General features: G+C 45.6%; 13 protein-coding genes. 8 read left to right on the top strand and 5 right to left on the bottom strand.

What is annotated here, in order from left to right; genetic code table 11:
- Window positions 1–27 precede the first annotated feature (27 nt).
- From DFP76_RS03465 to DFP76_RS03485, 5 genes are all read left to right on the top strand, one after another.
- Window positions 28–1,017: a BMP family lipoprotein gene (locus tag DFP76_RS03465; RefSeq protein ID WP_113873286.1), complete on the top strand. Its 990-nt coding sequence runs from the start codon at window positions 28–30 to the stop codon at window positions 1,015–1,017.
- Between the two features lie 237 nt (window positions 1,018–1,254).
- A complete protein-coding gene (locus tag DFP76_RS03470; protein ID WP_113873287.1) occupies window positions 1,255–2,811 on the top strand; it encodes an ABC transporter ATP-binding protein in 1,557 nt (518 codons plus the stop codon).
- Window positions 2,808–3,905 (top strand): ABC transporter permease, encoded by a 1,098-nt coding sequence (locus tag DFP76_RS03475; protein ID WP_063332443.1) that lies wholly within the window; start codon window positions 2,808–2,810, stop codon window positions 3,903–3,905. The genes DFP76_RS03470 and DFP76_RS03475 overlap by 4 nt, the downstream gene beginning before the upstream one ends.
- A gap of 10 nt (window positions 3,906–3,915) precedes the next feature.
- Window positions 3,916–4,884, top strand: coding sequence for an ABC transporter permease (locus tag DFP76_RS03480; protein ID WP_113873288.1), 969 nt, complete (start codon window positions 3,916–3,918; stop codon window positions 4,882–4,884).
- A 1-nt stretch (window position 4,885) separates the two neighbouring features.
- Window positions 4,886–5,293 carry a cytidine deaminase gene (locus DFP76_RS03485; protein WP_113873289.1) on the top strand — a complete coding sequence of 136 codons (408 nt, stop codon included), beginning with the start codon at window positions 4,886–4,888 and terminating at the stop codon, window positions 5,291–5,293.
- A 78-nt stretch (window positions 5,294–5,371) separates the two neighbouring features.
- On the opposite strand, the gene ppk1 is transcribed toward DFP76_RS03485, so the two are convergent.
- The 3 genes from ppk1 to DFP76_RS03500 all read right to left on the bottom strand — a co-directional run bounded on the left by ppk1 (window position 5,372) and on the right by DFP76_RS03500 (window position 10,819).
- Window positions 5,372–7,597, bottom strand: a complete 2,226-nt coding sequence (gene ppk1, locus DFP76_RS03490) for a polyphosphate kinase 1 (RefSeq protein WP_113873290.1) — start codon at window positions 7,595–7,597, stop codon at window positions 5,372–5,374.
- Between the two features lie 179 nt (window positions 7,598–7,776).
- Window positions 7,777–8,766: a porphobilinogen synthase gene (hemB, locus tag DFP76_RS03495; protein ID WP_181799783.1), complete on the bottom strand. Its 990-nt coding sequence runs from the start codon at window positions 8,764–8,766 to the stop codon at window positions 7,777–7,779.
- A 130-nt stretch (window positions 8,767–8,896) separates the two neighbouring features.
- Window positions 8,897–10,819 (bottom strand): ABC-F family ATP-binding cassette domain-containing protein, encoded by a 1,923-nt coding sequence (locus DFP76_RS03500; RefSeq protein ID WP_113873292.1) that lies wholly within the window; start codon window positions 10,817–10,819, stop codon window positions 8,897–8,899.
- 200 nt (window positions 10,820–11,019) lie between these two features.
- Between DFP76_RS03500 and hslO the strand changes: the two genes are divergently transcribed.
- Window positions 11,020–11,895 carry an Hsp33 family molecular chaperone HslO gene (hslO, locus tag DFP76_RS03505; RefSeq protein ID WP_113873293.1) on the top strand — a complete coding sequence of 292 codons (876 nt, stop codon included), beginning with the start codon at window positions 11,020–11,022 and terminating at the stop codon, window positions 11,893–11,895.
- A gap of 18 nt (window positions 11,896–11,913) precedes the next feature.
- Here hslO and DFP76_RS03510 read toward each other — a convergent pair whose 3' ends face one another.
- Window positions 11,914–12,315 carry a CBS domain-containing protein gene (locus tag DFP76_RS03510; protein WP_113873294.1) on the bottom strand — a complete coding sequence of 134 codons (402 nt, stop codon included), beginning with the start codon at window positions 12,313–12,315 and terminating at the stop codon, window positions 11,914–11,916.
- Window positions 12,316–12,720: 405 nt separating this feature from the next.
- Here DFP76_RS03510 and mqo point away from each other — a divergent pair, with 405 nt between their 5' ends.
- The gene (gene mqo, locus DFP76_RS03515) at window positions 12,721–14,217 is read left to right on the top strand and encodes a malate dehydrogenase (quinone) (protein WP_113873295.1); all 1,497 of its coding nucleotides are present in this window, start codon (window positions 12,721–12,723) and stop codon (window positions 14,215–14,217) included.
- A gap of 76 nt (window positions 14,218–14,293) precedes the next feature.
- Window positions 14,294–14,557: a hypothetical protein gene (locus tag DFP76_RS03520; protein ID WP_113873296.1), complete on the top strand. Its 264-nt coding sequence runs from the start codon at window positions 14,294–14,296 to the stop codon at window positions 14,555–14,557.
- Window positions 14,558–14,652: 95 nt separating this feature from the next.
- Here the strand turns inward: DFP76_RS03520 and DFP76_RS03525 are convergent, their stop codons facing one another.
- Window positions 14,653–15,381 carry an NAD(P)H-flavin reductase gene (locus tag DFP76_RS03525; RefSeq protein ID WP_113873297.1) on the bottom strand — a complete coding sequence of 243 codons (729 nt, stop codon included), beginning with the start codon at window positions 15,379–15,381 and terminating at the stop codon, window positions 14,653–14,655.
- Window positions 15,382–15,484: the final 103 nt, after the last annotated feature.

Raw genomic sequence — 15,484 nt, forward strand, 5'->3', positions numbered from 1 at the left:
ATTAATTACATAAAAAGAGGAATAGGAATGAAAGGTGTCTTTATTGCGTCAGTAACGGCGTTGGCCATCTCTGCAAGCATGGCTCAAGCAGCTGATCCAGCTGTGGTATACGACCAAGCGGGTAAATTCGATAAGTCTTTTAACGAAGGCGTATACAATGGCGTGAAAAAGTACACGTCTGAAACCGGTATACAAGTTCGTGAATTTGAGCCAAAGAACGAAGCTCAGGTAGAACAGGGTCTTCGTCGTTTAGCAAAACGTGGTTACTCTCCTATTGTTGCTGTTGGTTTCAACATGTCTTCTGCCGTTGAGAAAGTCGCGAAAGACTTCCCAGAAATTCATTTCAGCATCATCGATAGTGTGATTGATCTACCAAATGTTCAGTCTATCGTTTTCAAAGAGCACGAAGGTTCTTTCCTTGTCGGTGCGCTAGCGGCCATGGCTTCTAAAACTGATGCAGTCGGTTTCGTTGGTGGTATGGATATTCCTCTTATCCGTAAATTTGGTTGTGGCTACGAGCAAGGCGTGAAATACGTAACCTCTGGCGCAACAGTGTTACAGAACATGACGGGTTCAACGGGCGCAGCCTTTAACGATCCGACCAAAGGTTCTGAGCTTGCTAAGAGCCAGTTCTCTAAAGGTGCTGACGTTGTCTTCGCAGCGGCTGGTGGAACCGGTATCGGTGTTTACCAAGCAGCAAAAGACGAAGGTAAATTGGCAATCGGTGTTGACTCTAACCAAAACCATTTGCAAGCAGGTACTATGCTGACGTCTATGGTTAAGCGTGTTGATTTAGCCGCATACAACACTTACAAGAGCGCTGCAGATGGTTCTTGGAAGCCAGGTGTTGTGGTTCTAGGTTTGGCTGAAGGCGGTGTTGACTGGGCGCTTGATGACAACAACGCAAGCTTAATCACGGCTGACATGAAATCTAACATCCAAGATATTCGCGGTAAAATCATCGCTGGTGATATCCAGGTTCATGACTACATGTCAGACAACACTTGTAACTACTAAGTTATGATGAAGACAGTTGCCCGCTGCTGCGGGCAACTGTTTTTTTTGTGTAAAGTATTTCATTCATAATGCTGGACGCTGTTGAATAGAAATGAGAAAAGCCAACCTTATCCATGTTTTGATAAGTATGTGCTTTTTTAACTTAAGAGAGACTTGTAATACAAAACACCCTAAGGTGTTTTCGCTTTAGAGGTAGACTCTAAGCGTTCCATTTAAGCAGACGAATAACTTTTTGATATGACGAATAATACAGTGCCATTCGCAATAGAATTGCGAGATATCAGCAAACGCTTTGGTGCCGTTCAGGCCAACAAAGACATTTGCTTACAAGTTCCGGCTGGTACCATTCACGGCATTATTGGTGAAAACGGTGCGGGTAAATCCACTTTGATGAGTATCATTTATGGTTTTTATGAAGCCGATACCGGGTTCATCGAAGTAGACGGCAAACGAGTTGATATTCGTAGTTCACAAGACGCGATTGATGCTGGCATTGGCATGGTGCATCAGCACTTCATGTTGGTGGAAAATTTTAGTGTACTTGAGAATGTTGTCTTAGGTGCAGAGGGCGGTGCTCTACTAAAAGGTGGTTTGACTGCTGCTAGGGTGGAGCTTCAACGCCTAGCGAAAGAGTACAGCTTAGACATTGATGTAGACGCAATCGTTGAAGAACTTCCGGTTGGTTTGCAGCAACGAGTGGAAATCTTAAAAGCCTTGTATCGCGGTGCTCGCATCTTGATATTGGACGAGCCAACTGGGGTATTAACACCGCAAGAAGCAGACCATCTATTCCGTATTTTGAAATCCCTTAAAGAGCAGGGGGTGACGGTACTGTTAATTACCCACAAACTTCGTGAAATCATGGCCTCAACGGATAACGTTTCTGTTATGCGTCAAGGTGAAATGGTTGCACACCGTGAAACTCAGCATACCAATACGCAAGAGTTGGCTGAGTTAATGGTCGGTAAGAAAGTTCGTTTAACCGTGAATAAAGACGAAGCTCAACCGAGTGACGTTTTCCTTTCAGCGAAGAATTTAACGCAATTTGACAGCCAAGGTGTGAAACGCCTGAAAGAAGTCAGCTTGGAATTGCGTGCGGGTGAAATTCTAGGTATCGCAGGTGTGTCTGGTAATGGTCAGAGTGAGTTACTCAACGTCTTATCAGGTATCACGCCGATGAGCGAAGGCGAAATTCAGTTCGCGGGTCAAACCATTACGGCTAAAGCACCAAAAGATGCGGCGCAAATGCGTGATTTAAAAATGGCCCATGTACCGGAAGATCGTCATAAGATGGGGCTTGTTACAGGCTTTGAGGCTTATGAAGCTGCGGTCCTTGGTTACCATAACTCTGCTTCCTATAACGGTAAGATCCTAATGGATCATAAAGCCATGTTAGAGGAGTGTAAGGTGCGTATGGCGGATTGGGATGTACGTCCACCGAATCCGCACTTAAAAACCGCGAACTTCTCTGGTGGTAATCAGCAAAAAATCGTTATTGCTCGTGAAGTGGAGCAAAATCCAGATGTGTTGTTGATCGGTCAACCGACTCGAGGCGTTGATATCGGTGCGATTGAAAATATACACGAACAAATTGTTAAATTGAGAGACTCAGGCAAAGCTATTTTGCTTGTGTCAGTAGAATTGGATGAAATTATGGCACTGAGTGATCGCATCATAGTGATGTTTGATGGTGCAGTCGTTGGCGAACTTGACGCTAAAGACGCGGATGAACGAACCCTTGGTCTGATGATGGCAAATGCCTACAACAAAGAAGAGCAAGGAGTATCAGCATGAGTGAAGCAAAAGTGCCAGCTTGGGTAAACATTGCGCTGATTCCTTTTTTGAATATTTTATTGGCCTTTATTGTCTCTGGTTTGGTGATTCTAGCGATTGGTGAGAACCCGATTGAGGCGGCTGGCTATTTGGTCTACGGTGCTTTCGGTTATGACGAAGGGATTGGTTATACGCTGTATTATGCGACCAACCTTATTTTTACCGGATTGGCGGTTTCTGTTGCCTTTAAAGGTGGCTTGTTCAATATCGGTGGTGAAGGTCAGGCGTATATTGGTGGCCTAGGGGTCGGGTTAGTGTGTCTGGCTCTCGATCACACAATGCCGCTTTATATCATTGCGCCATTGGCAATTATTGGTGCTGCAGTATTTGGTGCCGCATGGGCTTACATTCCGGCTTATTTGCAAGCGCGTCGTGGTAGCCACATCGTGATCACCACCATCATGTTTAACTTTATTGCTTCTTCTTTAATGGTTTACCTAATCGTAAACTGGCTAAAAGAAGACGGCCGCATGGCGCCTAATAGCCGAACGTTTGAAGAAAACGCTTGGTTACCTTACTTACATGAACTTTTGTCGCCTCTGGGGATTGATATTGGTGATTCGCCATTGAACTTGGCCTTTATTATCGCCCTGATTTGTTGTGTGTTTGTCTGGGGATTGATCTGGCACACTCGCTGGGGTTATCAGTTGCGTACCTTGGGCACTAACCCAACGGCAGCACGTTACGCAGGCATCGATACCGCCAAGGTGACTATCTGGGCGATGTTGATTTCCGGTGGCCTAGCAGGGTTTGTTGGTATCAATGAAATCATGGGTGTAAACCACAACCTGTTGCTGAACTTCACCGCCGGTTATGGTTTTGCTGGTATTGCGGTTTCCTTGATGGGGCGTAACCATCCTATTGGTATTGTGCTAGCGGCCATTCTATTTGGTGCCTTATACCAAGGTGGTGCTGAGTTAGCATTTGAAATCCCGACCATCACACCTGAGATCGTTGTTGTGATCCAAGGTTTGGTGATTCTCTTCTCTGGTGCACTTGAACACATGTTTAAAGATCGTATCGAAGGCTTTTTTATTCGCAGAGCGGTAGCGTAGGGGAACCATTATGTTTGAAACATTAATACTTATGTTAGACGCGACCATGCGAGTGTCGACACCACTGATCTTTGCTGCTTTGGCTGGTCTGTATTCAGAACGTGCGGGCATCGTAGATATAGGTCTGGAAGGTAAAATTTTGGGCAGTGCTTTTGCGGCTGCAGCAGGCGCGGCTATTTTTGGCTCTGCTTGGATTGGTTTATGTTTTGGTATCATGGCGTCCATTTCGCTGGCAATGATCCACGGTTTTGCGTGTATAACGCACCGTGGTGATCACATTGTCTCTGGTGTCGCCATCAATACGATCGTCGCGGGTTTGACGGTTACCTTGTCTATGGACTGGTTTGGTATGGGTGGACAAACACCTACTTTATCAGGTGATGCCCGTTTCCTATCCATTACCTTGCCATTTGCAGACGCTTTAGCGGATGTGCCTGTGATTGGTTTGATCTATTCCGAATTGTTAAGTGGCCATAATATTTTGGTGTATTTAGCTTTTGCCATGGTGCCGATGACATTTTGGGTGGTGTATAAAACCCGTTTTGGTTTGCGTTTACGTGCTGTGGGTGAAAATCCACATGCAGTTGATACGGCCGGTATTTCGGTTGCCTTCATTCGCTACCGAGCCTTAATTGTGTGTGGTATTTTGTGTGGTTTGGCAGGGGCTTACCTGTCAACGGCGCATAATGCCGGCTTCCTAAAAGACATGAGTGCTGGTAAGGGTTATATGGCACTGGCTGCCTTGATCTTTGGTAAATGGCGTCCTGTCCCAGTGTTATTTGCTTGTTTGCTATTTGGTTTCCTAGATGCCGTTGCAGTTCGCATGCAGGGTGTGGTGTTACCTGGTATTGGTGAAGTGCCGGTTCAGGCTATTGAGGTCTTGCCTTATGTCTTAACTGTACTGCTTCTTGCTGGTTTTATCGGTAAAGCAGTGGGGCCAAAAGCGATTGGTCGACCCTATGTGAAAGAGCGAGCTTAATATGTCTGATGTAAAGCAAAGCGAGCAGTTGTTTGATCTTGCTAAAGCCGCGATGAGTCAAGCTTATGTGCCGTACTCCCATTTTACTGTGGGTGCGGCGATTCTGACGGCATCTGGTGAGCTTTATTCTGGCTGTAATGTGGAGAATGCTTCCTATCCAGAAGGCACCTGTGCGGAAGCTGGTGCTATTGCCGCCATGGTTCGTGATGGTCAGACACAGATTAAAGAAATCTATGTGATGGGTGAAGGCGAAGCCTTAGTGACACCTTGCGGTGGCTGCCGTCAGCGTATTCGCGAATTTTCTTCTGAGGACACCATTATTCACATTTGTGGACCAGAAGGGGTTCGTAAGTCTTTGACGATGAATGAGTTATTGCCTTTTTCGTTCGGACCAGAAAATCTCGCTTAAGCCAGCTATTAGTAAGACGAAAAAAAACCAGTTCACTTCATGAACTGGTTTTTTTGTTTTGGTAGACCTTAAAAAAAGCTAGCTTTGTCGTGTGCTATCAGCGAGTTCACTCAATAGTGCTCGTTGCGCACTGCGATATTCACCTTTTCTTGGCTTAGACAATTGGTATGAACCGTCACTTTGCAGAATCCAGCTTTGTGTATTGTCTGTTAAGTAATATTCCAGCTCTTTTTTCACACGACGTACTTGTTTGTAATCCTGTAATGGGAAAGCGACTTCAATTCGGTTATTGAGGTTTCGATCCATGCCATCGGCACTGGACAAATACACTTCAGGATTGCGATTGTTATAGAAGTAATAAACACGAGTATGTTCTAAAAAGCGGCCGATAATACTGCGCACTCGGATATTTGATGAAATGCCCTTAATGCCAGGGCGAAGAGTGCAAATACCACGTACAATCAAATCAATCTTAACACCCGCCTGTGACGCCTTGTACAAGGCCTGTACAAGTTTCTGCTCGGTCAAAGAGTTAACCTTGATAATGATGCGAGATGGATCACCGTTTTGCGCATTTTTTGCTTCGCGGTCGATCATTTCCAAAAGACGATTACGGAGTGTGAAAGGAGCATGTAGAAGCTTTTTCACCTTCAGCTCTTTACTCATTCCAGTCAGTTGCTGGAAAACCCGATGCACGTCATCCCCGATTTCCTTGTTACAGGTCATGAAGCTGTAATCTGTGTACAACCTAGCGTTACCTGCGTGATAGTTACCTGTGCCTAGATGCACATATCGAGTCAGGTTATTGCCTTCGCGACGCACGATCAAAATCATTTTGGCGTGAGTTTTATGACGCACGACACCGTACACCACAATGGCACCTGCGTCTTGAAGACGGCTGGCCAAGGCTAGGTTTTCTGCTTCGTCAAAGCGCGCGCGGAGCTCAATGACGACTGTCACTTCCTTACCGTTTCGAGCAGCTTCAACTAAAGCGTTTGCGATAGGAGAGCGAGCACCAGTACGGTAAAGGGTCTGACGAATTGCCACCACGTTCGGGTCCTTCGCCGCTTCGCTTAATAAATCGATAACAGGCGAAAAGCTCTCGAACGGGTGCATTAATAGGTAATCGCGCTGACGAATTGCTTCAAATAGTCCGCCTGCGCTCGCTAGCTTTCTAGGTAAGCCAGGAGAGAAAGGGGAGTACATCAAATCAGGACGATCGACTAACTCTAATACGGCCATTAAACGACTTAGGTTCACTGGTCCGTCAATTTGATATAAATCTTGTTGTTCAAGATCGAATTGTTTAAGTAAGGAGCTGACAATATGATCTGGGCAATTTTCTGCAATCTCAAGACGCACTGAGCTACCATAATGACGACTTTGTAATTCGGTTCTAAGTGCACCGGCTAAGTCCACACCAATGTCATCGGAATCCACTTCTAAATCGGCATTACGAGTGAGTCGGAATTGGTAACAACCTTTAACCGTCATGCCAGGAAACAATTGATCCGCGTGAGCGTGAATAATCGAAGACAGGAAGACCATGTTGTCACCGCCTTCACTTACATCGTCGGGCAGTTTCACCAGGCGTGGTAAAGAACTTGGCGCCGGAACAATGGCCAGTCCGTTTTCACGACCAAAAGCATCTCGTCCTTCTAGTTCAACCACAAAGTTAAAGGTTTTGTTCGCCAGCCTAGGAAAAGGGTGTGCTGGGTCCAAACCAATCGGGCTGATAATAGGCAGTACATTGTCTCTAAAGTAGCGACGAACCCAGTTGGATTGTTTATCTGTCCAGAGAGTACGGCGAATAAATTGCACATTCTCTTCGGCTAATTTAGGGAAGATGATGTCGTTGAGTATACGATATTGGCGACGTACTAATTTGTGGGCATGCTCACTGATTAGATTCAGCACCTTCTTCGGGTGCATGCCATCAGGGCCATTCTTTTCGCGGCTGTATTCCAGCTGGCTCTTTAAGCCGGCGACACGAATTTCGAAGAATTCGTCCATATTGGAGCTGAAAATACACAAAAACATCAAACGATTGAGAATCGGGTGGTTTTCATCCATGGCCTGTTCAAGCACACGGGCATTGAATTGTAGGTGACTTAACTCTCGGTTGAAATACAGTTCAGGATCGCCCAGATCAATTTCTTCTGGTAAACGTTCCTCAATGGCCATCTTGGTCGGGTCTTGTGGTTGCTCTGGAATTGGCTCAAGAACCAACTCTGCATCCAGTTCCATCGGCGGTGCGGTAGGAACGTCCTTTTTTTCAACTTCGTTAACAGGCTGCTCAGACATGTGCTTCTATTCTCTCCAAATACCTTTATATGTTGTTGGTATTCCTTGTCTTTGCCGCCTTCAATTGTTGAAGGCAGCAATAAACAAATTACACCAATGCCGCCTGCTGGTCACCAGATTCTCTGGTTTTATTTCAATATTTATAAAATTAAAGAAGTAGGAATCAGTCCTTGTCTTCTTTAACCTTTTAGCAGGCGAGCTGCGTCTTTTGCGAAATAGGTTAATATGCCGTCTGCTCCGGCGCGTTTAAATGCCAGCAGCGATTCCATCATCACCGAGTCTTTATCTAGCCAGCCTTTTTCAAAAGCGGCCATGTGCATGGCGTACTCACCGCTAACCTGATAGGCGAAGGTGGGCACTTCTAATTCACTTTTAACACGACGAACGATGTCCAAATAAGGCAGTCCAGGTTTCACCATCACCATGTCGGCTCCTTCGTCTAGATCCAGCATGACTTCTCGGATGGCTTCATTGGAATTCGCCGGATCAATTTGATAGGTGAACTTGTTGCCTTTGCCGAGGTTGCCGCTTGAGCCAATCGCATCGCGGAATGGACCATAGTAAGCTGATGCGTACTTTGCGGCATACGCCATGATCAAGGTGTTAATGAAACCTTCTGTTTCCAATTCTTCGCGGATTTCACCAATACGACCATCCATCATGTCTGACGGGGCAACCACATCAGCGCCCGCTTGAGCATGAGACAAAGCTTGCTTTACTAGCGTGTCTACCGTCACGTCATTTAAGACATAGCCATCATCGTCGATAATGCCATCTTGTCCATGTGTGGTATAAGGATCAAGGGCCACATCCGTTAACACGCCAAGCTCTGGAAAGGCTTGTTTTAATGCACGAACCGCTCGTTGAACTAAACCATCTGGATTATAGGCTTCTTCGGCAAGGAGCGATTTTTTATCCGCTGCGATGACCGGAAATAAAGCCACAGTAGGGATGCCTAACTCGACCAACTCTTTGGCTTCATCTAATAGGAAATCAATAGAGACACGCTCAATGTTTGGCATGGAAGGAACCGCTTCGCGAACTTGCTCCCCTTCAATAATAAACATTGGGTAGATCAGATCGTCTGCAGTGAGTCGATGCTCACGCATCAAACGACGAGAAAAATCGTGCTTACGCATGCGGCGCATACGAGTGTATGGAAAGGTCATCCACATATCTCCTTTTCGCAGTGTAGGAATGTACGTTAGTTATGTGACAATAATAAGACAGAGTCATGAGGAAAGCCTTGCGATTAGGCAATTCGAGAGGCTTTACCCCATTATTTACTCAGTTAGCAGTTTATTGGAGTTCTGCTTCCGCTGCTTCGAGTTCTTCTTGTGCTTCAAACCAAGCTTCTTCGCTTTCTTCTAACGATTTCTTCCATTGTGCCTCGTCGCTGAGTAAGGCTTGTAGAGTGTCTTTTTGACTTGCTTCATACAGGCTGGAATCGGCCATTTTCTCAGAAATAATATCCAGCTTGCTTTGCGCCATTTGTACGGCTTTTTCATGTTGTTCTATTTGTTTGCGAAGTGGTCGTAGCTTCTCACGAAGTTCCGCGGCTTTACGTCGTTCTTCTTTGCGATCAACTTTGTCTACTTTGACTTCCTGCTCACCTTTTTCTTCTCTTAGGGATTGAGCTTGTCGTGCTTGTAACCAAGCATGATACGCGGCCAGATCACCATCAAAAGCTTGAATCTGATGGTCAGCGACCAGATAGAACTCGTCCACTGTACTGTTTAACAAATGACGATCGTGTGAAACCAGTAAAATCGCCCCTGGAAACGCTTGCAAGGCTTCGGTTAAGGCTTGGCGCATTTCGAGATCCAAGTGGTTAGTTGGCTCATCGAGAATCAGCAGATTGGGTTTAGTCCAAGCGATTAACGATAGGGCTAGACGGGCTTTCTCGCCTCCAGAAAAGCCTTTTACAGCACGCAACGCATCGTCTCCAATAAAGCCAAAACCGCCTAGGTAGCGGCGAATATCGCTTTCTAACACTTTGGGTGACAGCCTTTGTATGTGCAAAACAGGGGAGGCTTCCAAATCCAGCGCGCTGAGTTGGTGTTGTGAGAAATAACCAATGGCTAGGTTTTCGCCTGTGACTCGATCACCGGATAAGAGTGGAATTTCCCCCACAATGGATTTGATTAAGGTTGACTTACCCGCGCCATTCGGACCGAGTAAACCAATGCGTTGACCATCACGGATGGCGAAGTTGGTGTTGCCAAGTTGTTGTGTTTGGACTTGTTGTTCTGATGTGTAGCCGAGATTCGCTTGAATCAGGTTAATCAGCTGTTGAGAGGTCTTTTCGGCCACGGGAATACTGAATTCGAATTGGGAATCAATGTGCGCAGGTCCGATGAGTTCCATTTTCTCCAGCATTTTTAAACGGCTTTGAGCCTGCTTGGCTTTGTCTGCTTTGTAGCGAAAGCGATCCACATATTGTTGTAGGTGGGCTCGCTTGGTTTGTTGCTTTTCATAGTTGGCTTGCTGTTGGGCAAGATGCTCCGCTCGTTGGCGTTCGTAGTCTGAATAGTTACCTTTATAAAGCGTCAGCTTCTTCTGGTATAGGTGCACAATGTGGCTACATATGCCATCGATGAAGTCTCGGTCATGGGAAATCAGCAATAGGGTGCCTGGATACTGACGTAGCCAGTTTTCCAGCCACATGACGGCGTCTAAGTCTAGGTGGTTGGTCGGCTCATCAAGCAGTAAAACATCAGAAGGGCACATTAACGCTTTGGCTAGGTTTAGTCGAATACGCCAACCACCGGAGAAATCCGACACAGGTTTGTGCATGTCTGACATTTTAAAGCCGAGACCTTGCAGCAATGTCTCGGCGCGAGATTCTGCTGTGTAGCCTTGCGCGGTTTCAAATTCCGCGAGCCAAGAGGCATGCGCATGATTATCCCCAGTGGTTTCGGCTTTGAGGATGTTCGCTTGTATTTTTCTGAGGTTGTCGTCGCCATCAAGACAGTAATCCAATGCGGATCGTTGTGTTTCCTCAACTTCTTGCGCCATAAATGCAATACGACGTTGGCCCGGCAAGATGACTTCGCCTGTGTCCGCTTGTAACTCGCCTTTGATCATGGCAAACAGAGAAGACTTACCGGCACCATTGGCGCCGATAAGACCGACTTTCTGGCCTTCAAATATGGTTAGGTCAGCTTCTTCCAATAAGAATTGCGTACCACGTTGTAAACTGACTTCGGTGAATTGAATCATATAAGCGAATTGTCTCTTACCTCAAAAAACGAGGACTAATGTCTGTGTGGGGGTATTTTAGAGCGCCCTAATAAGAAACGAAATAGCAAAGGTGATGGTTACACTGTTTTAAAGTGGATGATTGCTTTTCGCGAGGGTAAAATGGCGCGCATCTATGTTATGAATTTTATCATCAGCTTTGAGCTGAGAAGGTGCTTTTTGTGAATAATTTATCAGTGAATGAGATTCAACGCTTTTCGTTTGATCACACTAATGTGCGTGGCGAGCGAGTGTTGTTGAACAGTGCGTATCAAGAAATCATTCAGCGTAAAGAATACCCTTTACCATTGGAAAAACTGTTGGGCGAATTTGTCGCCGCCATTGCTTTGTTGCGCGACATTATCAAGATAGATGGTGTTTTGTCCATGCAAGCCAAAGGGAATGGTTTCCTGTCTACTTTGATGACGGAATGCGATGAATTCCAAAACTTGCGCGGCATTGTGCAATGGGATGAGGAGCAAACCGTACCAGACACGCTTTCGCTGAAAGAGCTGCTGGCTGGTGGGTATTTGGTGATCACCATTCAGCCTCGCAATGGTCAGCGTTATCAAGGCATTGTGGAAGTGGTTGGTGATACTTTGGCAGAATGTCTTGAGCAATATTTCTTGCAGTCTGAGCAGTTACCGAGTCGGGTTTGGTTAGCCGCGAACGGATCTCAATGTGGTGGTTTGTTCTTACAGCGATTGCCGCAAGAGCAAGCCAAAGCGGGTGATACCGATGCTTGGGATCGTTTTACACATCTTGCCTCAACGGTATCAGAAGATGAACTGTTGGGATTGGATACGGAAACCTTGCTGCATCGTTTGTATCATGAAGAAGAAGTGCGCATGTACGACTCGAAACAAATGCAGTTTGGTTGTTCATGCTCTCGTCAACGTATGCTAGATGCCGTAATGTCGTTAGGAGCTGAAGAAATTCGTCAGCTGCTGATTGAGCAAAGTGCCATCAAGGTCGACTGCCAATTCTGTGCAGAGCAATATGAATTCAAAGAAGCCGATCTGGTCGATATGCTAGGAGATCAGGCGCAAACGCACTGAGTTTGCTCTTTCCTATGATCAATACTTGGCGTGGTTGACCAAATCTCGCCAAGTGATGATACCGATTACATGATCTTCCTCGTCGACGACGGGGAAGCATGAAATATCCACTTTTTTTAACCAAGCCAGAATCTCTGTGATTGGAGTGTCGGCTTTCACACGGATTGGCTGACGTGTCATGATTTGATGGGCGGCACGATTCAATGTGTCTAGGTCTCTTGCTTGCTCTGACACACTGTCAATGAATGGGCTTACCAAGCGTAATATGTCTCGGTCCGAGATGATGCCAACCAGACGACCATGTTCGGTAACCGGCAGGTGATGAAAACCATGTTGCTGGAGTAGGTTTTTCACTTCAGGCACTCTTTCGTCCATGTCGACACAGATAACATTGCTCACCATAATGTCTTGGGCTTTCATTGCTTAAGTCTCCATGCCAGTGAAAATTGAATTTCGTGCAGTGATAACGAATATTATGAATTAATTATAGATGCAAAATCGAAGCAAGTTTTTTGTTAATGTCTTAAAAATCCTATTTCTTGTCGCTAAAGTCAATAAAATGTCATAGATCGTGTTGCTCAAAATGTGAATATATCTACAAACTTAGACTAAGGTCTCAAGACATTGGTGACAAAATCCGTATAATCACTTTTTATCCACTTAGAATCCTTTTTGGCTTGTTTATTTTTTAATCTAGCTGCTTGCCAATGCAAACAAAAGCATTCTGAGGAACCGAGAAGAAAGTATTGCAGTACCTCCTCTAATAATAACTAGCTGCTGGCCAAAAGCCCCCTTTCTACATCAGTCTCAACTTTACAATTGGGTATGACACGGCGAAATTTTATGACTTCAAATTTAGTAGACGTTTTACTCGTCGGCGGCGGTGCTATGAGCACCACACTAGGCGTATTGCTAAAACAACTTGATCCTAATATGTCCATCTTAATGGTGGAGCGTTTAGACAGTGTCGCAAAAGAAAGTACGGATGGTTGGAATAACGCAGGGACAGGACATGCCGCGTATTGCGAATTAAATTACACCTCAGAAAATTCAGATGGTTCAGTGAACATTGATAAAGCGGTGAGCATTAATGCTGCTTTTGAAGTGAGCTTACAGTTCTGGTCTTACCTAGTTGAAAAAGGGTTAATGCCAGCGCCGAAAGAATTCATCAATCGCGTACCTCATCAGAGCTTTGTTTGGGGTGAGCGCAATGTCAAAATGCTAAAAGCACGTCATCAAGCCATGAGTGCGCATCCGGCGTTTAAAGAAATGCAGTACACGGAAGACCGTGAGACCTTGGCGCAATGGATGCCGTTAATTATGCAAAATCGTGGTTCAGACGAACCGCTTGCTGCGACCCGTATTGAGCATGGGGCAGACGTTAACTTTGGTGCCATTGCTCGTAACATGAGTAAATTGCTGGAAGGGACTGATCAGTTTGAACTTAGCTTGAAGAGTGAAGTGACAGACCTTGAGCAAGGTTCAGATGGTCGCTGGAAAGTCACTTTGGATGTGAATGGCAAAGAACGAGTTGTAGACGCCAAGTTTGTTTTCTTGGGTGCTGGTGGTGGCGCGTTGCCGTTGCTACAAAAGTCCGGTATCAAAGAAAGCAATGGCTATGGCGGTTTTCCTGTTAGTGGTCAATGGCTGGTTTGCGATAAACCAGAGTTGGTTGAGCAGCACTACGCTAAAGTATATGGTGCGGCTCCAATTGGTGCGCCGCCTATGTCAGTACCCCATTTAGATACTCGTATCATTGATGGGAAAAAAGCCATTTTGTTCGGGCCTTTTGCAGGTTTCACCACGAAGTTCTTAAAAACTGGCTCATTCTTGGATCTGCCAAAGAGTGTTCGCTTCAACAACATCAAACCTATGTTGAGTGTCGGCAAGAACAACATGGATCTGACTCGTTACTTGATCAGTGAGGTGATGCAATCCCATAAAGATCGTTGTAACTCTTTGCGTCAATTTTACCCAGAGGCAAAAGACGAAGATTGGGAGTTGGCGTACGCAGGGCAGCGAGTTCAGATTATCAAGAAAGACGAGAAGGGTGCAGGCAAACTGGAGTTTGGTACTGAAGCAATCACATCATCAGACGGTTCTTTGGCTGCTTTGCTGGGGGCGTCACCTGGTGCATCGACTACGGTGAATACCATGATTGGCATTCTTGAGCGTTGTTTCGCTGATCGTTTAAATGACAGTGAATGGCGAGCGAAAATGAAGCAAATGGTGCCGTCTTACGGCGAGTCATTGGTTGAAAATACGGACTTGTTACTGACGATCCGTGATCGCACCCTGTCAACATTGGAATTAAAGCCATAAGCCGGTTTTAATGTCTTTCAAAAGCTGGGAATGTGGCCCAGCTTTTTTGTATCCGTCAAATAAGTAGAGAGAGATTATGTCAGTAACCTTTGCCGATCGGGCAGATCAGCTGTGTGATAAATTGCGCGAACTAGAGCATCAAGCAGAAGAAGGAGATCAACTCTTTTATTGTGCTTATCTATTAGGCTTGCTGGGGTTGCACAGCAGTGTAGAAGGAGAGGGTGCGGATGAATTTGACTTCGCCTTTGAAGGGACTCTGAAAGAAACACTTGAATCCGAAGGCGTATCAGAAGCGGATCAGCAAGAAATCTTGCAGCTTTGGAAGTCTGTGATAGCGTAAGCAGTCGTTCTTTCTATGCCATAAAAAAAGAGAAGTCTTGGACTTCTCTTTTTTGTTTTTGCTTTGCTGACGTTTTATTGTCTTTGCAGCCAATATTAAAGCTGTGGCTTTTCTGGTCTTGGGGCATACGCAAAGACATCTGAAAAACAATTGTTCTCCTTCAGGCCTTTTGCTTCAAGCTGGTCTAATGTGCCATAGACCATGCCGACTGAACCGCTGATGAAAGCCGCGCTGTCTGACAGATCTGGGTGATCGGCTAAAATGGCTTCATACAACCAGCCCGTACGACCGTTCCACTCATCAGAACCATCATTAACCACAAGGTTCACAGACACATTGTCATGTTGCCTTGCACTTTCTAACCAAGCTTCTGCAAAGGCATCTTGTGGTGTTCTAACGCCCCAATAAAATGATATTTTGCCTTCAAAGTGACGCGCAACTAAGTCACTGAATAGACTTTTTACTTGAGCAAAGCCAGTACCGCCAGCAATAAGTAAGATGTGTTCAGAGGCCAGGCTCAGAGCTTCACTTTCTAGGTGGCAGTCTCCACCTGGTGCTTTTAGGCTGACTTCTGACGATTGTCGAAGATGTGCCACGACCTTGTGAGCAAGGGAGTCGGGATCACTAACAAGAATGTATAAGGTCAGAAGTGGCAATTCGCCAGGCGCACTACCAATGGAATAAGGGACTTGCTCGCCCGTTGGTAGCTGGATCATAACGTATTGACCCGCGATAAAAGAAAAGGAATCCATTTCCAATGTGACTTGATAAACATCTTTATTAACCAGTTCAACAGCCTTTACCTTGGCGGTCACTTCATTCATGTTGTTACTCCGTCGCACATTTGTCAGCCAAAAGACAAATGTCAGTTATGCTTTCTAGAATGGAAAAAAAACCACTTTTAAAAAGTGGTTTTTCAGGTTGTGT

The sequence above is a fragment of the Marinomonas aquiplantarum genome (genome assembly GCF_003314975.1).
GTDB lineage: Bacteria > Pseudomonadota > Gammaproteobacteria > Pseudomonadales > Marinomonadaceae > Marinomonas > Marinomonas aquiplantarum.